11 protein-coding genes are annotated in these 13,987 nt (G+C 71.4%); 1 reads left to right on the top strand and 10 read right to left on the bottom strand.

Annotated elements, in window-relative coordinates; translation table 11 throughout:
- Nucleotide 1 precedes the first annotated feature (1 nt).
- The 9 genes from MZC64_RS18985 to eccD form a co-directional block, all read right to left on the bottom strand.
- Nucleotides 2–325, bottom strand: coding sequence for a hypothetical protein (locus MZC64_RS18985; protein ID WP_247758064.1), 324 nt, complete (start codon nucleotides 323–325; stop codon nucleotides 2–4).
- Nucleotides 326–338: 13 nt separating this feature from the next.
- Nucleotides 339–2,261 (bottom strand): hypothetical protein, encoded by a 1,923-nt coding sequence (locus MZC64_RS18990; RefSeq protein ID WP_247758065.1) that lies wholly within the window; start codon nucleotides 2,259–2,261, stop codon nucleotides 339–341.
- A gap of 5 nt (nucleotides 2,262–2,266) precedes the next feature.
- Nucleotides 2,267–2,677 (bottom strand): YbaB/EbfC family nucleoid-associated protein, encoded by a 411-nt coding sequence (locus MZC64_RS18995; RefSeq protein ID WP_247758066.1) that lies wholly within the window; start codon nucleotides 2,675–2,677, stop codon nucleotides 2,267–2,269.
- Nucleotides 2,616–4,730, bottom strand: coding sequence for a hypothetical protein (locus tag MZC64_RS19000; protein ID WP_247758067.1), 2,115 nt, complete (start codon nucleotides 4,728–4,730; stop codon nucleotides 2,616–2,618). Before MZC64_RS19000 ends, MZC64_RS18995 begins: the two co-directional genes overlap by 62 nt.
- A gap of 5 nt (nucleotides 4,731–4,735) precedes the next feature.
- On the bottom strand, nucleotides 4,736–5,128 hold the full coding sequence (locus MZC64_RS19005) for a hypothetical protein (RefSeq protein ID WP_247758068.1): 393 nt from the start codon (nucleotides 5,126–5,128) through the stop codon (nucleotides 4,736–4,738).
- 33 nt (nucleotides 5,129–5,161) lie between these two features.
- Nucleotides 5,162–5,455, bottom strand: coding sequence for a WXG100 family type VII secretion target (locus MZC64_RS19010; RefSeq protein WP_247758069.1), 294 nt, complete (start codon nucleotides 5,453–5,455; stop codon nucleotides 5,162–5,164).
- A gap of 30 nt (nucleotides 5,456–5,485) precedes the next feature.
- Nucleotides 5,486–5,830, bottom strand: coding sequence for a WXG100 family type VII secretion target (locus MZC64_RS19015; protein ID WP_247758070.1), 345 nt, complete (start codon nucleotides 5,828–5,830; stop codon nucleotides 5,486–5,488).
- A 102-nt stretch (nucleotides 5,831–5,932) separates the two neighbouring features.
- Nucleotides 5,933–7,339 (bottom strand): type VII secretion protein EccB, encoded by a 1,407-nt coding sequence (gene eccB / locus MZC64_RS19020; RefSeq protein ID WP_247758071.1) that lies wholly within the window; start codon nucleotides 7,337–7,339, stop codon nucleotides 5,933–5,935.
- A gap of 3 nt (nucleotides 7,340–7,342) precedes the next feature.
- Nucleotides 7,343–8,716 (bottom strand): type VII secretion integral membrane protein EccD, encoded by a 1,374-nt coding sequence (eccD, locus tag MZC64_RS19025; RefSeq protein ID WP_247758072.1) that lies wholly within the window; start codon nucleotides 8,714–8,716, stop codon nucleotides 7,343–7,345.
- A gap of 121 nt (nucleotides 8,717–8,837) precedes the next feature.
- On the opposite strand from eccD, the gene eccCa reads away from it, so the two are divergent.
- Nucleotides 8,838–12,806 (top strand): type VII secretion protein EccCa, encoded by a 3,969-nt coding sequence (gene eccCa, locus MZC64_RS19030; protein ID WP_247758073.1) that lies wholly within the window; start codon nucleotides 8,838–8,840, stop codon nucleotides 12,804–12,806.
- On the opposite strand, the gene MZC64_RS19035 is transcribed toward eccCa, so the two are convergent.
- The gene (locus MZC64_RS19035; RefSeq protein WP_247758074.1) at nucleotides 12,807–13,922 is read right to left on the bottom strand and encodes a S8 family serine peptidase; all 1,116 of its coding nucleotides are present in this window, start codon (nucleotides 13,920–13,922) and stop codon (nucleotides 12,807–12,809) included.
- Nucleotides 13,923–13,987: the final 65 nt, after the last annotated feature.

A 13,987-nucleotide genomic window follows, 5' to 3' on the forward strand; every position in this document is an offset into this window, starting at 1 on the left:
GTCAGCGTTTGAACCCGTGGCCGATGTTGGCCGCGTTGTTCCGCTCCATCGCCTTGAGCTGCAAGGCCAGCGCCGACATCACGTTGCCGGTGTTCTCCACCGCCGCGCCGATCGAGCCGCCCGCCTCTTCGATGATCTTGGCGGTGGGCAGGAGTTGTCCCTGGATCTCCCGGCCCATGTCGTCGTCCCCGCAGGCGGCGATCAGCAGGGCCAGCCGTTCCTCGCTGCCATAGCCGAGCTGGTACAGGTGCTGGGCGATCGGCCGGAACTGGCTGCCGACGTAGGCGATCATGTCCGGGTCGGCGCTCATCCCGTTGCTGCTCATGGCGTTGTGCTCCTCATCCGTTCACGGTGCCGTGTCCGGCAGCCCGGTCGTCCAAGCCCTGCGGCGGGCCGGGTAGTGCCGGCGCGCCCAGCCGGGTGCCGGTGGTGAACCGGGTCCGGCGTTTGCGGCGGCCCAGCACACCCGGCGCCACCGCGGTCTCGGTGCCCCAGGTCTGTTCGTCCTCGGCCAGCCAGGTGTCCCGGTCCCGTTCGCCCTTGTCCTGTGCTCCCGCACCGGGTCCGCCCGCGGTGGGCGGATGGAAGGGCACGCCGCCGTTCCCGGCGTTCCCTTTCGGACCGTCCACACCGGACGGTCCGCCCAGGGTTGGCACCACCGGCTTTCCGCCACCGGTGGCGGTGAACGGCGCGGTGGCCGACGGGGACAGGCCGACCTTGCCGCCACCGGCCGGACCAGGTCCACTGTGGATGGACAGCGGGTCGGCGCTGGACATGGTCATCGGCAGCGCGGCGTTCGGTGGGCGCAGTGGCGGCAGCGGCGGCGGGGTGCGGCGCAGGGACTGGAGGTAGCGCTCCACCGGTGACTGGCCGCCGGTCTGCGGGCCGGTGCCGCCCGGCGGCTGGAAGGGCTGACGGATGCGGTCCTTCTGTTCCAGGCGGCCGTTTCCGCGTGGTCCCACGATGGTGCCGTTGGGGGTGACCCGGGACCCGGGCGGCACGATGATCGGTCGGCCGTCCGGGCCCAGCACGGGTTTTCCGTCCGGCCCGTACACGGTGCCGTCGGTGCCGACGTGCGATCCAGTAGGCACCTTCAGTATCGAGTTGGGCCCGCTGATCACGCTGGTCGGCCCCTTCGGACCGGGGTTCGGGCCGAGGCTGGGCGGCGGTGGCGGTGGCACGTGGCCGCCGCCGATCTCGCTCTGCCCGCCGCCACTCTCGGGCGCGCCGTCCGGCCCGGGGCCCGGACCAGGTCCCGGTTCGGGGCCGGGACCTGGTCCGGGCGGCAACACGAACCGGACCGGGGTGACGATGGTGGGCAGGTGCGCGGCCGCGGCCAGGTAGTCCTTGTCCAGCTTGGTGATCGCGTTGGTCGCCGCCACGTCCAGGGTGGCGATCTGGTGGGCCTCCCAGATCTTCTTGGCCGCGTTCTCCAGCCGCTCCCACATCCCGCCTTCGGTGACCTTGCCGCCGAGCAGGGTGCTGGTCGGGTAGCTCTCCTGGTCCTTGTAGTAGTCCTGTGGGCCGTGCGCGCGGAAGTCGGCCACCAGTTCCGGGGCGGTCCAGATCGCGGTGATCGCGCCACCCGGCCAGGCCAGCGCGGAACCGTTGGCGCTGACCCGGAAACCCAGTCCGGTGTCGTAGGAGAAGGACTTCTCGCCCAGCCACTCGTGGTAGCCGCCGTTGAGTGTCACGGTGGCCTGCCGCAGGGCCTCCTTGGCATCGCCGAGCGCGTCCCAGGCCGTGCGTTGCTTGCTGAGCTGGACCACCAGGTCCTCGCACCGGTACCGCAGGTCGTCCAGCACGTTCCAGAACGCGTTGGCGCCCGTGCCCTGGAAGTGATCCCCGGGTTTGCCGACCTGGTCGCGCTCGGTCTTTAACGGGGTGACCTGGGTGGTGAGCCAGTCGGCCGCGCCCTTCAACGCGGTGCCCGCGCGCTCGAAGGTGGCCCGGCTGGCCACCGTGCTGTGGTCGAAGAGCAGCGCGTCCAGGATCTTGGAACCGTTGGCGTAGAACGGTTTCATCACCTGTTCCAGCTCCGAGGTCGGATCGGCGACCCCGTAGTAGGAGGTGTAGAGGGTCATCGTCTCGACGTGCCACATGTTGCCGGGCAGGTGGTTTCCCGGTCCGCGCGGCCGGCGGAAGCAGTCCGAGGACAGCCAGCGCGGCGCGATCACGGTGGCCCGTTCCGGCACCTTGGGGTAGGTGCTGGTGGCGACCCCGTTGTCGCTGAAGACGTTGATCGCCTCATCCCAGCGCACGCCGATCAGCCCCGACCGCGGTCAAGGGCGTCCGGCGGCGCCTCGTCCCAGATCGCGGCGAACGCGGCGTCCGCCGGGGTCTCCCCGGCCATCGCGGCACGCAGGTCGGCCCGCTGGTCCAGCAGCGGCCCGAAGACCTCCATGGTCACCTCGGCCATCTCCGCGCGGGCCCGGTCCAGCACTTCGAGCAGCGTGCGGGAGAGCTGCTCGGGTGGCATGGTGCGGTACTTGGAGGTGTGGAACTTCAGGCCCACCACCGCGTTCCGCGCGTCCACGGTCGCCGTCACCAGGTGATCCGCGGAGGTCGCCGAGGCCGTCCGGGCCGCGAGTTCGGCTTTTGCTGACTCGATGCGGTCACGCTGTTCCCTCAGCGTGTCCATGGCCTGGTGCAGTTGTGCCGCCAGCCAGTCGGCCATCGGATCCTCCCGGTGCGTGGTTGCGGGGGCCGCCCGCGGTGGCCCGGCCCCGCCTGCGGCGGCCCAGCACCGCGGGCATCAACTGGGGGTCGGTGCCCCAGGTCTTCTCGTCCTCGGCCAGCCAGGTCGACCGGTCGCGTTCACCCTTGTTCTGATCGGGCGCGCCCGCGCCCGGACCGCCAGCGGTGGGCGGGTAGAACGGCACGCCGCCCAGCCCGTTGCCCTGGCCACCAGTGCCCGGCGGGGACTTGAGCAGCGACGGCCCACCCTCGGTCGTCACGGTTTTTGGTGCGGGCGGTGGAGCTGCGCCCTGCGGCTGATGCTGACCGCCGCCCGAACCCAGCGAGGGCCCGGAACTGGACCCTCCACTGTGGAGTCCCAGTGGTCCCCTCGGCGTCACCGACGGCGGTGGTGGCGTGTTGGAGAGCAGGGTCGGTGGAGCAGGGGTGTTGTTGCCACGCAGGGAATTCAGGTACTTGTCCAGGTCGGACTCGGCGGGTTTGTCGCCCGGCGCGGTGGTGTCCGGGCGGGACAGCCGGTCCTTCTCGGTGAGCTTGTTCCCGTTGCGGCCGACGATCTCGCCGTCGGAGTTGATCCGGGACCCTGGCGGCACGATCAGCGGCCGCCCGAAGGCGTCCAGCAGCGGCTTGCCATCCGGGCCGCGCACCACGCCGTCGGGGCCGACGGTGGACTTGCCGGGAACCTTGAGCACCGAGTCCGGGCCCGGCCGGTTGGGGCCGTTCGGACCGTTGGGGCCGTTGGGGTTGAGCGGATCCTTCTTGCCCGTTCCCGGCCCCTGCGAGCCGGGCTTGGGGATGGGTGGCGGCGGGCCGTTGCCCTTGTTGTCCTTGGGCCCCTTGGGTCCCGCGCTGCCGGGCGGCGGCTTCGGCGGTCCCTTGCCCGGCGGCGGGGTGGGCGGCGCCTTGCCACCCGGTGGTGGCGGGGGCGGTGGCCCACCACCGGGTGGGGGCGGCGGCTTGGGGTTGCTCAGGTCCAGCCGCACCGGGGTGACGATGGTCGGCAGGTAGGCCGCCGCGGTGTTGTAGCTGGCGCCCAGGGATTGCACCGCCTGCGAAGCCGGTCCGTCCAGCACCGTCCGCAGATGTTCCAGCCACAGGTTCTTGGCCAGTTCCTCCAGGGTGGTCCAGAACGCGGCGCTGCGCGCGTCCGCGCCGATCTTGCTGCTGCGCGGGAACTGCTCACCGCCGCTCCACCAGGAGGACCCCGAGGGCTCGTTGGCCTTGAGGTCCTGGCGGAACTGCTCGCAGGTCCAGATCGCGGTGAACGCGCCACCCGGCCAGGCCAGCGCCTTGCCGGTGCTGCTGACCCACCCGAAGATCCCGGTGTCGTAGCTGACCACCTTGTCGGAGAACCAGTCGGTGTAGGCGGTGGAGATCTTGTCGATCGCCACCAGCAGGCCGCCCTTGGCCTCGTTGATCTCGGTCGTGGCCGGATTGTCCAGCCGCCCCTGGGCATCGACCAGCGCGTTCCACGCGTGCCCGTCGGCCACGCCGAGCTGGCGCACCACGTCCTCGCACTGGAACACCAGGTCGCCCAGGAACTTCCGCAGCGCCATGGCACCCGAGCCCTGCAGGTCGTCGCCCTTGTTCCCGATCGTTTTCTGCTCGGCCTTCAGTGTGACCGCGTGCTTGTTCAGCAGATCCTTGGCGCCGTTGAGGGTGCGGTAGGCCCGGTTGAACGTCTCCGGCTGCGCCACCGTGTTCACCCCGGCCCGCAGCGAGTCCACGATCTTGCGCATGTTGCCGTAGAAGTCGTTCATCGGCTTGGTGAGGGCTTCGGAGTCGGTGTCGGCCACGGCCCAGTAGTTCATCCAGTTCGTGGCGTACTTGACGTAGTACTCGTGCTTGTCGCCGCTCTTGCCCAGCTCGCCGTTGACCGCGCTCCACACGTCCCACTTGAGCCACTTCGCGCCGGCCACAGTCTGCCGGTTGGGCACGACGGGGTAGGTGGCGCCGTCCTGGAAGATGTTGAGCGCCTGTTCCCAGGACCACTTCGACCAGTCCACCGGACCCAGCGGGGCTTCGTCGGGCATGGGAGTCAGCTCCCGCCGGTGGCGGGTTTGCCGCCGAGGACCACGCTGAGCTGGTACGCGCTCAGTTCGGTGGACAGCTTGATGTTCTCGTCCTCGCCGCTCTCGGCGATCTTCACCACCGAGGTGATGTTGCGGTTGAGCGTTTCCAGCGAGGTCCGCAGCGACTGGAACTGGGCGTGCAGCGTGGGCGCGGTGCCGGTGGCCGATTCGTACCGGTCCATCAGCACCTTGGCCGGCTGGAAGGTCTCCGAGCCCGCGAGCAGGCTGCGGGTCTTCTCATCGAGCACATAGGACAGTTCCCGCACGTGCTCGTTGCCTGCCAGGTCGTTGACCATCGGCTGCAGCACCTTGGCCTGGAACTGCTGCAACCGCGCGACGGTGATCGTGATGTCACCCATGCCCTTTTTCCCTTTCCCAGCGCCAGATCCGGCTTACAGTCCGGTGAACTTGCCCGCGATGTTGGCGTCGGTGCGCCGGTAGTTGTCGTAGGACTGGTTCAGCGTCACCTGGGCCTTGCCGAAGCGCTGCTGCATGTCGTTGGTGGCGCCGGTCCAGGTCGACTGCACCTGGGCCCACATGCCTGCCGCGTCACCGGTCCAGGTCTCGGCCATCGGCTTGATCCGGGTGCGCAGCTCCTCCAGCGCGTCCATGATCGCCTTGGTCTGGGCCTGCATCTGGTCGGCCATGTGCGGAATGCCGCTGCCGACCGAGAATCCGTCGAACATGCTGAGTGCTCCTCTGCTGGGGTGCGGTGGTCAGGAGATGAGGGACTTGAAGACGCGGTCGCCCTCGCCGCCGGTGAAGGCGCCCTGGGAGAGCAGGGTGATGTCGGCTTCGACGTCGTTCATCTGCTGGTCGCTGATGCCGACCAGTTCGCCGATCTCGTCCAGGGAGTTGATGATCCGGTTGTAGTCCTCCATCCAGGCCCGCAGGTTGGCCAGGAAGGTCTGGGACGCCTGGCCCTGCCAGTTCCCGCCCAGGTCGGTGGAGATGTTGGCGACGTTGCCGCCGATGCTGCGGCAGGTGTCGAGGCAGCTCTGGATGGCCTGGTAGCCACCCTTCATGCCGGTGTCGGTCTTCTGGAACTGCGGCGTGCTCATCCGGTGGTCCTTTCCCGTGGTGCGCTCCGCCCCCAGGACATCAACTCGGGGGCGGGCGGACCATGCTGAACCACCGGCAGAAACCGCCCGCGGTTCCGCCGGTCAGGAAGTGCAGGCGGTCGCCGCGGGCAGCACGGTGCCGCCACCACGCAGCACGGCCGGGTCTAGTGCCGCCCCGGTCGGCAGCAACGCCAGCAGGCTGGTGGAGAGTCCGATGGCGGCGGTGGCGCCGTAGCCGAGGGCCTTGGCGCCTTCGGGCGGCACCGGGTACTTCACGCCGGTGTCGGTCACCAGGTACAGCGCGTCGCCGAGCCGCCCGGAGGCGGCGGTGGCCTTCACCAGCGCCCCGGTCCCCGGCCGCACCGTGATCCGGTCCACCCGCGCGCACGGCGGCGCGATCCCGGGCTGGGCCAGTGGCGGCGCGCCGACGGCGGCGACCTGGTCGGACACGGTGAGCTGGGTGCGCGGGGTGCCGCCATCCGGCGTAACCAGCGCGCACAGGCTCTGTCCACTGTGGAGGGTCGTGGCGCGCGGTGGTTTCACGGGCGGCGGTGGTTCGGCCTTGGCCAGATTCTCGCTGACCAGGCGGCCGGGCAGCGGGGTCACCAGCACTTCGCCGCCACCGTAGGCGGCCCGGCGGAGTTCGGGATCGGCGGTCAGCAACCGGGCTTCCAGCTCGGAGATCGGCGCGAGTCCGGTGCCGGTGAGCACATACCGCTGGGATGGTTCGCCGGCGACGGCGAACAACCGGCCGATCCGCGAGTCCACCGCGCCCAGTGCCGGTCCGGGCGCGCCGAGTCCGGCCAGGGTCCGCGGTGCGAAGTCCGGGCCGACCGGCAGTGCGTCCAGGAGTGCGGCGGGGGCCTTGACCGGCTGCGGCATGCCGTCCAGGGCGTCCAGGGCGCCCCGGTTCGTGGCGACCCGGTGCCGCCTGCCCTGCCACAGCAAGGAGGTCACGCCGTCCGGGGTGACCACCACCACGGCGTCGTCGGGTCCGAGCGCGCGACCGGAGCCGCCGCCGATCCGCAACGCGGTGCTGCCAGCCTGGTCCCGGCCGACCGCCGCGCACACCTCCCACGGGTCCGCGGCGGCCGCGGGCAGTGCGTCGGGCGCGCCGATGATGCCCAGCGCCTCGCCCCTGGGTACCTCGCGCAGGGAGGCGTCGGCCACGTGTTTGACCACCAGGCGATCCCCGGCGACGAGTCTGGCCGAGGCGAGGTTGAGCACTGGCAGCAGTTTCCCGCCCGCGTAGAGGAATCGGGCGCCGGTGGTGTCGGAGACCACCAGCGCGCCCTCCACCTTCCAGGAGGTGTTGCCGCCCGGGGAGATCAGGCCGAACACCAGCAGGCCGAGGCAGACCAGGGTGGCGATGAGCCCGCCGATGGTGCTGCCGCGGTAGGTGCGGTGCAGTGGGCTTTCCGGCGCGTCCGGGTCCACCCGCAGCAGTGCGGAGGACAGCCGGCCCATCATGAACCGGTGTGCCTGGACCTGGTCGGTCTTGGAGTTCACGGCTCAGCCCCCGATCCCGCGCATGTACGCGAACAGGCCGAGCAGCCACAATCCCAGTGGCAGCAGGGAGAACGCGGCCACGCTCTCCGCGATGTCGGCGAGTCGTCCCCACTGCGGCAGCAGCCTGCGGCCGGGCAACGTCCAGCGGACCACGATCAGCACCGCGGCCAGCACGAACAACCCGATCACCAGCGCCAGGGGTTTCGGCGCGCGTTCGTGCATGGCCAGCAGCAGCCACAGCACGCCGTACCCGCCGGGAACCAGCACGGACAGCCGCTGCCACACACTGCCCAGCGCCCGGCCGTGCACCAGCAGCAACGCGCTGAGCACCGCGGCGAACGTGGTGGCCTGCCAGGACGGATCGCGCACCACGAAGGTGAGCACCACCGCGCAGGCCGCGCCGACCGCGGCGAACAGGGCGGTGACGTAGGCGTCGGCGATCCGGCCCTTGGCCACCACCTCGTCCCCGGCGTGCGGTTCGAGGTCCTCCTGCAACTCCTGGGCGTTGGTGGGCAAGGCGGGCAGCCGCAGTCCGGACAGCCGGAAGGCGACCCTGGGCACGAACGCGCCGAGCAGCACGGCGAGCACCGCGATCACGGTGGCCGAGGCGGCCGCACTGGCGCCGGTGAGCATCATCACCAGCCCGCCGGTGGCGCACAGCAGACCGGCGGTGGCGACCGAGACGAACACCGGCGCGGACCCGGCCACCGCGGCCAGGCCCAGCGCGGCGGCGCCTGCTCCGGCCACGCAGGCGGCCAGGATCCGGGCCCCGGTGAGCACCGCGCCCTCGGGCCCGTCCGGGATCAGGAAGCCGGCCAGCCCGACGAACGGGACCGCGGCCAGGGACAGGGCGAGCGCGGCGGGCTGGTCGCCCAGGGCGCGGGCCGCGGTGGCCGCGCACACCAGCAGGAACACCGCGGCCAGGCCGGTGGCCAGCAGGGTCTGCCAGGTGTTCGGGGCGGTGGCGAGCACGCCGAACCCGAGGGTGAGCACGGCGAGCAGCCCGCCCAGGAGGGTCCACCTGCTGGCCTCGGGGCTCCAGGTGTCGGCGCGGTCGCGGGCCTCGGTGGAGAGGCCGTCGATGATGTCGTCGAAGTGCACGGTCGGCAGCTGCTCGCGGCGCGGCCGCAGGTACAGGGTCTCGCCGTCGCGCAGGTTGAGCGCGTCGACGGTGGCCTCCTGGTCCAGGGGCGGCTCGCCGAGTCGTTGCAGGGTCCAGCCGTCGTGTTCGAGGCCGGCTTCGGCCAGGTCAGGACCTGCGTAGCCGAGGATGGTCGGCATCATCTCGATCAGCGGGATGTCCCCCGGCACGGCCAGCTCGAAGCCGGTGGAGGGGGCCCGGACCCGGAGTTTGCACAGCCCGGAAGTGGTCGCCATGGCACACGCCTTTTCTTCGGCGACCAACGCGCGGCACCGGAGTGAACCGTCGCGTGGTCGGATTTCGTCACCTGTTGCGGAGCTGCCACCACAGCACGTCCGCTAGGGAAGGAATCCGGGCTTGAGTGTAATCACGTTCCGCAAGGGCCAGCGCAGGCCCGGACCGGAGATGCCCGAGGGCGAGCTGAGCATCCAGGAACCGCCCACGCTGCCGGAGGTCCAGCGCAGCGCGGGCGCGATCATGATGTACCTGCCGATGGCGTTGTCCTCCACCGCGACCGTGCTGCTGTTCGTGCGGCCGGGGGAGAATGGCGCCTTCAGCTACCTGGCCGCCGGGCTGATGACGGTGTCCTCGATGGCCATGCTGATCGGCCAGCTGGGCCGCAGCGCGGGCGAACGCAAACAGAAACTCAACGACGCCCGCCGGGACTACCTGCGCTACCTGGCCCAGTCCCGCCGCAAGGTGCGCGAAGTCGTGCTGCGCCAACGCGAAGCACTCGCCTGGCGGCATCCGGACCCGGCCGCGCTGTGGTCGCTGCCGGGCACCACCAGGATGTGGGAGCGGGACGCCCAGGACGAGGATTTCGGCGAGGTGCGGGTCGCACTGGGTCCGCAACGCCTGGCCTGGCGGCTGAACCCGTTGTCCACCAAGCCGGTGGACGATCTGGAACCGCTGTCCGCGCACGCGCTGCGCCGGTTCATCCACGCCTACGGCACGGTCGCCGACCAGCCGGTGGCGGTGTTCCTGCCCTCCTTCGCCCGGATCCTGTTGCGAGTGGCCGATCAGCGTGACGAGGACCGCGTCCGGGCGCTGGCCAGGGCGATGATCGCGCAGCTCGCGGTGTTCCACTCCCCCGCCGAACTGCGCATCGTGCTGCTCACCCCGCCGGAGCGCCGGGCGGACTGGGAGTGGGTGAAGTGGTTGCCGCACAACCTGCACCCGAACGAGACCGACGGCGCGGGCGCCACCCGGCTGCTGGTGGCGTCACTGTCCGAATTGGACGCCGCGCTCGGCGAGGAGTTCGCGAGCCGACCGGCCTTCGACCCGGACGCGGTGCCGGATCGCGGCGAGCCGTGTGTGCTGGTGTTCGTGGACGGCGTGCCGGTGCCGCCCACCGCCCGCCTGGCCGGGCCGGGTTACCGCAACACCACGGTGCTCGATCTCTCCGGCGCACTGTCCGAACAGGACGATCCCCAGACGCTGCGGCTGCGGATCGAGGACGGCACGCTCAAGCTGATCACCGTCGACCAGCACAACAAGGAGGTGGCGGGCGATCTCGGCCGGCCGGACGGGCTGGGCCTGGCCACCGCCTCCGCACTGGCGATGCGGCTCGCGCCGTACCGGATGGGCGCGCCGCGCCGCTCCGCCGAACCCCTGTCCGCCGACTTCGACCTGACCACCCTGTTGGGTATCAAGGACATCCAGACCCACGACGTGGCTGCGGGCTGGGCCGCACCGCGTCCCGGCGGGCGACTGCGGGTGCCACTGGGTGTCGGCGCGAACGGCGCGCCGATCGAGCTGGACATCAAGGAATCCGCGCAGGCCGGGATGGGCCCGCACGGCATGCTGATCGGCGCGACCGGGTCCGGCAAGTCCGAACTGCTGCGCACCCTGGTCCTGGCCCTGGCGCTCACCCACTCCTCGGAGATCCTCAACTTCGTGCTGGTGGACTTCAAGGGCGGCGCCACCTTCCTCGGCCTGGACGACCTGCCGCACACCTCCGCGGTGATCACCAACCTGGCCGATGAGGCCGCGCTGGTCGGCCGGATGCGCGAGGCCCTGCACGGTGAACTGGTGCGCCGCCAGGAACTGCTGCGCAAGGCGGGCAACCACAGTTCCGCCCTGGACTACGAACGCGCGCGGGCCGCGGGCGCGCCACTGGACCCGTTGCCCACGTTGTTCGTGGTGGTGGACGAGTTCAGCGAACTGCTGGCCGCGCACCGGGATTTCATGGACCTGTTCATCATGATCGGCCGGCTGGGCCGCTCACTCGGCGTGCACCTGCTGCTGGCCTCGCAACGCCTGGACGAGAGCCGCATCCACCAGCTCGAATCCCACCTGTCCTACCGGATCGGCCTGCGCACCTTCTCCGCCATGGAAAGCCGCGGCGTGCTCGGTGTGCCCGACGCCTACCAACTGCCCGCCGATCCGGGCAACGGGTTCCTCAAGAACGGGGTCGGCGCCCTGGAACGGTTCAAGGCCGCCTACGTCTCCGGCCCGCACCGCACCGCCCGCCGCAACGTCGAACAAGCCGTGGTGGCGCAACAGATCGTGCCGTTCACCGCCCAGTTCGTCGCCCACCGCGAGGTCGAACCCGAGCCCACCCCCGCGCCGGAGCCGGAGGTCTCCACGCACAGCCTCCTGGAGGTGGCCGTGGATCGGTTGCGGGACAGCGGTCCGGCCGCGCACCGGGTGTGGCTGCCACCCCTGGACGAGCCCAGCTCGCTGGACGAACTGTTGCCCCCCTTGGAGATCACCCTCGAACACGGCCTGTGCGCCGCCGACTGGCCGGATCGCGGCAAGCTGCGGGTGCCGATCGGCTTGGTGGACCGGCCGTTCGAGCAGACCAGGGATCCACTGCTGGTCGACCTGTCCGGCGCGGGCGGGCACGTGGCCGTGGTGGGCGGGCCGCAGAGCGGCAAGAGCACCACCCTGCGCACCCTGATCACCGCCCTCGCCCTCACGCACAGCCCGGCCGAGATCCAGTTCTACTGCCTGGACTTCGGCGGCGGCACGCTGTCCGGGCTGCGCCGCCTGCCGCACGTGGGCGGGGTGACCGGACGCCTTGACCTGGACCGCATCCACCGCACCATCGGCGAGGTCACCGCATTGCTGGCCCGCCGGGAACGCTTCTTCACCGACCACGCGATCGACTCCATGCCGACCTACCGGCGCAGGCGGGCCGCGGGCGAGTTCCCCGAGGAACGGCACGGCGATGTGTTCCTGGTGGTGGACGGCTGGTCCACCATCCGCCAGGACTTCATGGAACTGCTGCCCACCTTCGCCGAACTCGCCTCCCGCGGCCTCAACTACGGCATCCACCTGATGCTCGCCTCCGGCCGGTGGAGCGAGATCGCCAGCGCGGTCCGCGATCTCGTGGGCACCCAACTGGAACTGCGCCTGGGCGACCCGGTCGACTCGGTGGTCAACATGCGCGCCGCGGCCACCGTGCCGAAGATCCCCGGCCGCGGCCTCACCGAGAAGGAACTGCACTTCCGCACCGCACTCCCGTCCCTGGACGGGGTGGACGGCGAGGTCACCGACCACGTGGCCACCCTGGTCGACCGGATCGCCACCGCCTGGACCGGACCCGGCGCGCCGCCGGTGCGGATGCTGCCGCCGGTGCTGGCGCACGCGGAACTGCCCGCGCCCGAACAGGACGTGCGCATCCCACTCGGCCTGGACGACCAGAAACTGGAACCGCTCTGGCACGATTTCGCCGACACCCCGCACCTGCTGGTGGTCGGCGATGTGGAGACCGGCAAGACCAACCTGCTGCGCCTGATCATCGACGGCATCACCCGCCGCTACACCCCGCAGGAAGCCCGGATCATCACCGTGGACTACCGGCGGGGCCTCTACGAGGCGGTGCCCGAGGAGCATCAGCTCGGCTACGCGGTGGCCGCGGACTCGGTGCGCGAACTCATCGACGGGGTGGCCCGCGCGGTGCAGACCCGGTTGCCCGGCCCGGACATCTCACCCGCGCGACTGCGCGCCAGGGACTGGTGGAGCGGTCCGCAGGTGTTCGTGGTGATCGACGACTACGACATGGTCACCACGTCCTCGGGCAACGCCTTCCAGCCGCTGTTCGACGCACTGGCCCAGGGCAACGCGCTCGGCCTGCACCTGGTGGTGGCCCGCGGCGCCAACGGCGTCGGCCGGGGCGCGAACGATCCGTTGCTGCGCCGCCTGGTCGAGGTCAACACCCCGGTGTTGCTGTTGTCCTGCCCCAACTCCGAGGGCATGGTCTTCGGCGATGTCCGGCCGCGCACGCTGATCCCGGGCCGGGCGCAGTACGCCACCCGGCGCGGGACCACCCTGGTGCAGACCGCGCTGTCGGCGCACGAGGCCGCGCTCAGCGCGAAGTGATCACCGGCCGCCGCCGCGCCAGCCGCGGCGGCGGCCCAGCGGCAGCACCACGGCCACCGCGCCCAGCAGGCACACCGTGAGGGCCACGATCCCGGCCACCACCAGCGCCGAGCGTTGCGCGCCAACGGTGTCCGGCACCGCCGCCAGCGCGACCGGCTCACGGCGCGCGGTCACCGGGGCCTCGGCCCGGTTCGCGGTCACCGCCGCCAGAGGATCGAGCACGGCCAGACCCGGCTGCCGATACGCGGTGTCCCGCAACCGCTTCGCCAGCTCAGCACCGGTGATCTCCGGCCGGTAGGCGCGGATCAGCGCCGCCGCGGCCGCCACGTGCGCGGCGGCGAACGCCGGTCCCGACCCGACCACCTGACCACCACCCGGCCCGGTGCCCACCACCAGATTCCCCGGCGCGGCAAGGGATCCTGGCACGCTCGCCGCGGCCTTCCCGTCCGGTCCGAACGCGCTCACCGCGAGCACACCGGGAAATCCGGCCGGGTAGTACGGCCCCGGCTCCACCTTCTTGTTCGGCAAGCTGTCCGGACCGGCCGCCGCCACCACCAAGGCCCCGGCAGCCAGGGCACGCTCGATCGCCTTACCCAGCCCCGGATCCGCCTCCGCGACCCCCACCGCGACGCAGATGATCCGCGCACCCGCCGCCACCGCCGCGTCGATCGCCCCCGCGATCCCGCCCGCACTCGGCGCGCCGGACTTGTCCGTGCCGCGCACCGCGAGCACCCGCGCACCCGGCGCCAGCCCGGCGAACCGGACACCGTCCCGCACCGGCGCGCCGATCAGACTGGCCACCACTGTGCCGTGCCCCACACAGTCCTTGCCCGCGTCCCCCAGCGCCTCCACCGGCACCGCGGTCGCGTCCACCCCGGTGTCCACCACCGCCACGGTCACCCCGGCCCCGGTGCTCAACGGCCACAACCGGTCCGCGCCCAGGTACGGCAACTGCCACGGCGTCTCGGTGATCTTCTTGCCGGAGGGACCGGTGCACGGCTGACCGGCCCGCAACACCTGCGGGATCTGCGGGAGAACGGTGTCCTGCGCGGCCGCCACGCCGCCGTTCGCGGCCAGCGCGAAGGTCGCGCAGGCCACTGCGAGCTGTCGCCTCATCGGGCCAGTCCACCACGCCCCGCCAACCCCCGAACACGCAGAACCACCAGCAGGACCGAGGAGCA

The sequence above is a fragment of the Crossiella sp. S99.2 genome (assembly GCF_023094165.1).
GTDB lineage: Bacteria > Actinomycetota > Actinomycetes > Mycobacteriales > Pseudonocardiaceae > Crossiella.